General features: G+C 40.9%; 8 protein-coding genes. 6 read left to right on the forward strand and 2 right to left on the reverse strand.

Going from position 1 to position 6,340, the window contains the following annotated elements:
* Positions 1–687, forward strand: a 687-nt coding sequence (locus ACCM36_RS07860; RefSeq protein ID WP_370573199.1) for an acyl-CoA synthetase, incomplete at its 5' end; no start/stop codon positions are given.
* A gap of 193 nt (positions 688–880) precedes the next feature.
* The gene (locus ACCM36_RS07865; protein ID WP_370573200.1) at positions 881–1,489 is read left to right on the forward strand and encodes a hypothetical protein; all 609 of its coding nucleotides are present in this window, start codon (positions 881–883) and stop codon (positions 1,487–1,489) included.
* Between the two features lie 54 nt (positions 1,490–1,543).
* On the opposite strand, the gene ACCM36_RS07870 is transcribed toward ACCM36_RS07865, so the two are convergent.
* Positions 1,544–2,011: a hydrolase gene (locus tag ACCM36_RS07870; RefSeq protein ID WP_370573201.1), complete on the reverse strand. Its 468-nt coding sequence runs from the start codon at positions 2,009–2,011 to the stop codon at positions 1,544–1,546.
* Between the two features lie 152 nt (positions 2,012–2,163).
* Here ACCM36_RS07870 and ACCM36_RS07875 point away from each other — a divergent pair, with 152 nt between their 5' ends.
* Together ACCM36_RS07875 and ACCM36_RS07880 are read left to right on the forward strand one after the other, a co-directional pair.
* Positions 2,164–2,772 carry a GNAT family N-acetyltransferase gene (locus tag ACCM36_RS07875; RefSeq protein ID WP_370573202.1) on the forward strand — a complete coding sequence of 203 codons (609 nt, stop codon included), beginning with the start codon at positions 2,164–2,166 and terminating at the stop codon, positions 2,770–2,772.
* Between the two features lie 85 nt (positions 2,773–2,857).
* A complete protein-coding gene (locus ACCM36_RS07880) occupies positions 2,858–3,754 on the forward strand; it encodes a VOC family protein (RefSeq protein WP_370573203.1) in 897 nt (298 codons plus the stop codon).
* Positions 3,755–3,928: 174 nt separating this feature from the next.
* Here the strand turns inward: ACCM36_RS07880 and ACCM36_RS07885 are convergent, their stop codons facing one another.
* Positions 3,929–4,063 carry a hypothetical protein gene (locus ACCM36_RS07885; RefSeq protein WP_370573204.1) on the reverse strand — a complete coding sequence of 45 codons (135 nt, stop codon included), beginning with the start codon at positions 4,061–4,063 and terminating at the stop codon, positions 3,929–3,931.
* A 631-nt stretch (positions 4,064–4,694) separates the two neighbouring features.
* Here ACCM36_RS07885 and ACCM36_RS07890 point away from each other — a divergent pair.
* Both ACCM36_RS07890 and ACCM36_RS07895 read left to right on the forward strand, forming a co-directional pair.
* Positions 4,695–5,102 (forward strand): iron chaperone, encoded by a 408-nt coding sequence (locus tag ACCM36_RS07890; RefSeq protein ID WP_370573205.1) that lies wholly within the window; start codon positions 4,695–4,697, stop codon positions 5,100–5,102.
* Positions 5,103–5,120: 18 nt separating this feature from the next.
* Positions 5,121–6,340 (forward strand): erythromycin esterase family protein (locus ACCM36_RS07895; protein ID WP_370573206.1); only part of this gene is annotated, 1,220 nt, incomplete at its 3' end.

Here is a 6,340-nt window from a genome sequence, read left to right on the forward strand (position 1 = left end):
GAAGTTATCAAAGTGTGGAGAGAAGGGACTGGCCTTAACATCTATGAAGGCTACGGCCAGACAGAAACCTGTTGTGCAATCGCATCTTTCGCCTGCCTGGAGAACAAGCCGGGTTCAATGGGAAAACCTTCTCCGGGATGGAATATTGAGCTGCATGATGAACATGGGAACAAGGTCAATAACTTTGAAGAAGGAAGAATTGCGATCTCACTTGACCCGCGACCTGTGGGTCTTCTTGTCAAATACCTTAATAACGATGAAGAGAACGAAAGATCATTCCAGAACGGATTCTATTACACCGGTGATAAGGCATATATGGATGATGACGGATACTTCTGGTTCGTAGGCCGTGATGATGATGTCATCAAAAGTTCAGGATACCGTATAGGTCCCTTTGAAGTTGAAAGTGCACTTCTTGAACATCCGGCTGTGCAGGAATCTGCTGTTATTGGCTCTCCTGATAATATAAGAGGCATGATAGTCAAGGCGTTTGTAGTGCTGAACGAAGGATTTGAACCCTCGGAGAAACTAATACGGGAACTTCAGAACCACGTGAAGCAAACAACAGCACCATACAAATACCCGCGTTCTGTCGAGTTCATGAACGAACTGCCTAAAACAATAGGAGGCAAGATCATGAGGAAAAAACTTAGGGAAATGGAATTAAAAAGGCTTCAGAGCGACTGATATCAAAAATATAGATACAAATAAAAGATGTAAATCTTTCAATCTTTTTTTCTTTACTATTTCTTAATCTATACTTTAGATCTTTTTAAACAATAACTGTTAGTTTTACTATCATAAAAATATACAGCAAAGCAGAAAATGTAATTTACTATAAAGTCGATGTTGCACATTATTATTCACAGGAGTATTCACCATGAAATTGCCTATAGCCATAAAACATGCCCTTATCGAAGCAACTATTTCCCAGGATACTGAAACTTCTCCTTCATCTCTGATCAGCAAAGATCCTCTCACTTTCAAGATCCCATTGGCCAGGATACTGGACAACACAAGTGTTTTCAATATAAATGACTCCGATATCCAGGCCACTATCAAAGAAAACCCGAATTCTCTGTCATACCTCGAAGATTCCGAAGCTGTGCAATTCATTCCCCCCTTTACCCGCACCTGCAACTTCTACGATGCAGTGCTCGATGAGATCAAAGAAAATACATCCACAAATCCAAAATTCACGATTGGTTATGACCCTGCAATAAAAGAAGCTCTTATTTACCATTTCTTCAGTGGCTCCATCGTTCTGATGGTCCCTGAAGGCATGTCCAACCTTTCCCAACTTAAATTCGCCCTGACGGTAGGAGGAAGTAAGCTTCGTACTATCATAGATATGACAGGAGGCTGGATTTATGCTTTCCCAAAATACATAATGGAATCTCAGGAGTGTGGCAAAATACTGGCAAAAGACACCAATGTTGAACAAGTGCTCGCAAGTTATCTTGATGATATATTTCCGGAAGAAACTTGAAGTTTAAGCTTCTTTCCACGTCTCTAACCTTTCTACCGGATGCCTTACTGATACTCACTTAACCTCTGCCAGGATCACAACGTAGTTCTTCCCGTATTTCTTTGCACATTTAGGGCATGTCGTGTACCACATGAACCATTTCCTGATCTCAAGTCCCTGCTTCCCTGCATATGCCTTGAAGTCATCGCACCATTTTCCCGTATCCTTGAAAGGCCCTTCATACACCTTGCTTAGGAATCTCCCGCTAAGAGTAGTGTTCTCAGCATCCGGGATCTCCCTGTCTACTGCCAGGTAAAGGTCCATGTTCCATTTAGAAGTGTGATCGGAAAGGCAAAGCCAGTCTGGAATATTCGCACCTGCATTTCTTACCTTTTCGTCAAGTTTTTTCATAACTCTACCAAAATTAACGGGCATATAGAAAAGTGTGAAGACCTTATCCTTTACAAATCTCTTGTTTTTCCACTCTGTAATCTTTTCGTCCCACGGTGCGGGCTCAAATTTCGGACAACACTCTTCATCCATACCAATACCTCTATCAATTAATAGAAGATGTGGAGTATAAATAGACTTCTTTCGCAGCTTGATATTCAGTAGTATCTCTGAAAATATAGATCAGAATAGTTTATATTTAACATATTTGTTATTTATTATGAAAAAAAGTGGAGAGAGCAATAATGAGTATTTCGATCAGGCAAGAGGAAGAAAAGGACTTCAAAAATGTAGAATACCTTACAAGAGAAGCATTCTGGGATCTATACAAACCTGGATGTAATGAACACTTGTTAGTACATAAAATAAGAAAAGTACCCGCATTTATAAAAGAACTGGATCTTATTGCATGTGATAAGGATAGAATTGTCGGCAATATAATCTATTCAAAAGCTAAAGTGATTAATAAGGAAAATACTGAATTTGAAGTATTGTGTATGGGTCCATTTGCAGTATCACCATCATATCAGAAAAAAGGAATTGGTTCTTTACTTCTGAATCATTCTATTGAAAAGGCAAGGCAGCTGGGATATAAAGCCATAATTATTTTTGGAAACCCTGACTATTATCAACGCTTTGGTTTTGGAAATGCTGAGAAATATAATATTCATACATCTTGGGGTGAAAATTTAGATGCATTTATGGCATTAGAACTCTACAATGGTAGCCTGAAGGGTATTTCAGGAAAGTTCTATGAAGATGAAGTTTTCAAAATAGAAGAAGAGGAACTGGAGGATTTTGAAAAGCAGTTTCCCCACAAAGTGAAACATGTTACAGATACTCAATTAAAGTAGTCATTTTACAAATAACGATGAAGATTTGAGTATTAGGTAAATATTTATACAACTATTACAAACTTTAATGTATAAAGGGGTTAGTATGCAAAAGATCGTTCCACATTTATGGTTTGATAAAGAGGCTGCTGAAGCTGCTAAGTTTTATACGTCTCTTTTCAAGGATTCTAAAATCATTGACAAGACAAAGATTCAGGGCACTCCTTCCGGAACAGCAGAAATGGTCACCATTGAACTATCAGGCCAGGAGTTCATGCTGCTATCAGCTGGTCCTTTTTTCACATTCACTCCGGCTGTATCATTCCTTATTGCCTGTAGCAAGAAAGAAGAGGTGGATACACTGTGGGAGAAACTCTCCCAAGGTGGTAAAGCGCTTATGCCTTTAGATACGTATCCGTTTAGTGAGAAATACGGATGGGTGGAGGACAGGTATGGTCTTTCGTGGCAGGTAATGTATATAGGCGACAGTAAGATTACGCAGAAGATCACCCCAACACTTATGTTCACCGGTGATAAGTGCGGAAAAGCAGAAGAGGCGATCAATATTTACACGTTAGTGTTCCGTAATGCAAAAGTTGGTGATATTCTCCGTTACGGTGCAGGCGAGGAACCCGATAAAGAAGGAACAATAAAGCATGCTGCTTTCATTCTTGAAGGCCAGGAATTTGTGGCTATGGACAGTGCTTATGAGCATAATTTTACTTTCAACGAAGCTATCTCGTTCATAGTGTACTGCGATACCCAGGAAGAACTTGATTTCTACTGGGGAAAACTATCAGCTGTTCCTGAGGCTGAACAGTGTGGCTGGCTCAAAGACAAATTTGGTTTCTCATGGCAGATAGTTCCCACTGTTATGAAAGAGATGATGCAGAATAAGGATGCAGAGAAATTGGCACGTGTAACTGAAGCTTTCCTTAAAATGAAGAAGTTTGATATTGCTGAATTAAAAAAAGCATACGAGGGATTACATTATCCTCAGTGACTGTTTTTTAACATGATGGATAATGAAATACCTTCATCATATAGAATTTAAAGTGGTCATGACACCACATTGTGGACAGTAATATAAAACGTTTAATCCAAGTGTTTGTTTTTTCAGTGTAGTCCTGCAATTACAGCAGACATGGTGGTTATTTACACTCATTTTTCTTCCTCATTAGCATAGCAATATTGATTCAACTCTTGCTGTACCTGTTTTTGTCCAGTATCCACACACTTTGCAGACCTGGATGTTCTTTTCGTTGGTCTGGAGTTTGGCATGGCATTCAGGACATATCTTTAACGATCTCATTATTGATACCTCTCAAATAGAATGCAGGTCTTTTACCTTAAATCCCTGAAGATTAAGGGTGTTGATAATAAAGTAAAAGATAAAATGATTACGTTTTTTTAGGATCATGTTTTTCACAGGTACTCTTTAACACGTGGTCATCGATATAACCACTATGCACATTGAGAAATGCACAATTATGGGCATCTTTGTTTTATATATATCTGAAAAGTAAATGAAGATCTCAAAGCAAGTTGATATAATTTGACAGGAGATAATGAAAACAAAAGCTTAAGCCATGATCACATTTGTAGTATCTTACTGAATGCTATTCATGATACATATCCAAATGGGCAACGTTTAAGATGTGACTGGAAAAATGCTTAAAACTGTCCAGTACATGGTTACCTGCAGGACCTGCTTATTATGATAATCCAAGTCCGGCATGATCGTAGCAGGTTATGAAATGAGCCGTGTTACGTAACCCTGACTCAGCGCCAATACTGTCCTATATATGGTATTCAGCATCTGGGCCATTTGCGCATGACCCATCAAACCCATTTTCTTTGAGGTCTAACATATTTAGATATAGTTTCCTACCTATCCCATATTTTCGCTAAAGATTTAAATAACCTGCATCAATGCAAATAATATGGAAAAAATCACTCCGAAAACACAATTCAGAAATATAGATGAATATATCTCAACATTTCCAGAGAACATTCAAGCTATATTGTACAAACTGAGGAAAATCATAAGAGAATCCGCACCTGAAGCCGAAGAAGCCATAAGTTACGGAATGCCCACATTCAAGCTCAATGGTAACCTGGTGCATTTTGCCGCGTACAAAAATCATATTGGATTTTACCCGACCCCTTCAGGGATCATTGCTTTCAAAGGAGAACTGTCTTCTTATAAACAGGCAAAAGGATCTGTTCAATTTCCAATTGATGAACCGATTCCTTTTGATATTGTGAAGCAAATTGTGGAGTTCAGAGTAAAAGAAAATAAAGCAAAAACCGGAAATAAAAAAACATCCACTAAACCAAAATCAACTTAAAAAAGAGGGGGTTAAAAAATGGAAAAAAGTTCATCTTTTCAGAGAAGGTCCGACCATGTGTATACCACTCTCGACCAATGGATCCGGCAAGAAGCTATTTCTTTCTCCGTCGATTCATCAGAAACCTTCAACGCTTCCATTGACAAGCTCATGGCCTCACTTGACGGTTCTGTGGAGTTACTTGGTTTCGGAGAAGCACTCCATGGGGGAGAGGAAATTCTTATACTCCGCAACCGGCTCTTCCAGCGCCTGGTGGAGAAGCATGGCTACAGTGCCATTGCCATTGAGAGCAGTTTTCCCAGGGCGCGTGTAGTGAATGAGTACATAGCCGGTTGCGGTCCGTCGTCGTATGAAGAAGTGATTAACACCGGTTTTAGCCATGGTTTCGGTCAGCTCGAGGCTAATCGTGAACTCGTGGAATGGATGCGGAAATACAATGCAGATCCTTCTCATCACGTCAAAATCCAGTTCTACGGTTTCGATAGTCCGACCGAAATGATGTATGCCGACAGCCCAAGGCATCTCTTGCATTTTGTACTGGATTACCTTGCCTCGATTGATAGCGCCAGCGGCATACATCGTCACGAACTAATCGACTCGCTTCTCGGCAACGATCCGGAGTGGGAGAACCCTGCCGCAGCGATGGACCCGACGAAATCGGTGGGTCTATCACCAAGTGCCATTGCAATTAGGATCGAGACAGAGGATATCATATCGGAACTAAGAGAACGGCGTCCCGAATTGGTAGCTAAAAGCGACAAAAGTCACTATCTGGAAGCGGTACAATACGCCACAGTGGCCCGACAGTTGCTGAACTATCACGCCGTATCAGCCCGAGCGTCAGCCGACAGGCTGGTCAGGCTTCTCGGCATCCGCGATGCGATGATGGCTGATAATCTGGCATACATCGTATCGAGAGAGCGTGATCGGGGGAAGGTGTTGACCTTTGCTCACAACAGTCATCTGCAGCGAGGAAAAGCCCATATGCAATTGGGCCCTTACGCATTAAAATGGTGGCCCTCAGGAGCACACCTCAATGAGATGTTTGGTTCACGCTACGTTGTTATTGGTTCGGGAGTAGGTGTTTCTGAAGCCAATGGCATCAGTCGGCCGGAAACAGACACTCTTGAAGCATTGCTTATCCATTTGCAGGGACCGGTTCGGTTCATTCCAACTCACAAAGGCCAAGGGCTTCCAGCATCGGAGATTGCAGCTCTTCCGACTCGTTCGGGCAGCAT

This window comes from Methanomethylovorans sp. (assembly GCF_041305605.1).
Lineage (GTDB): Archaea > Halobacteriota > Methanosarcinia > Methanosarcinales > Methanosarcinaceae > Methanomethylovorans.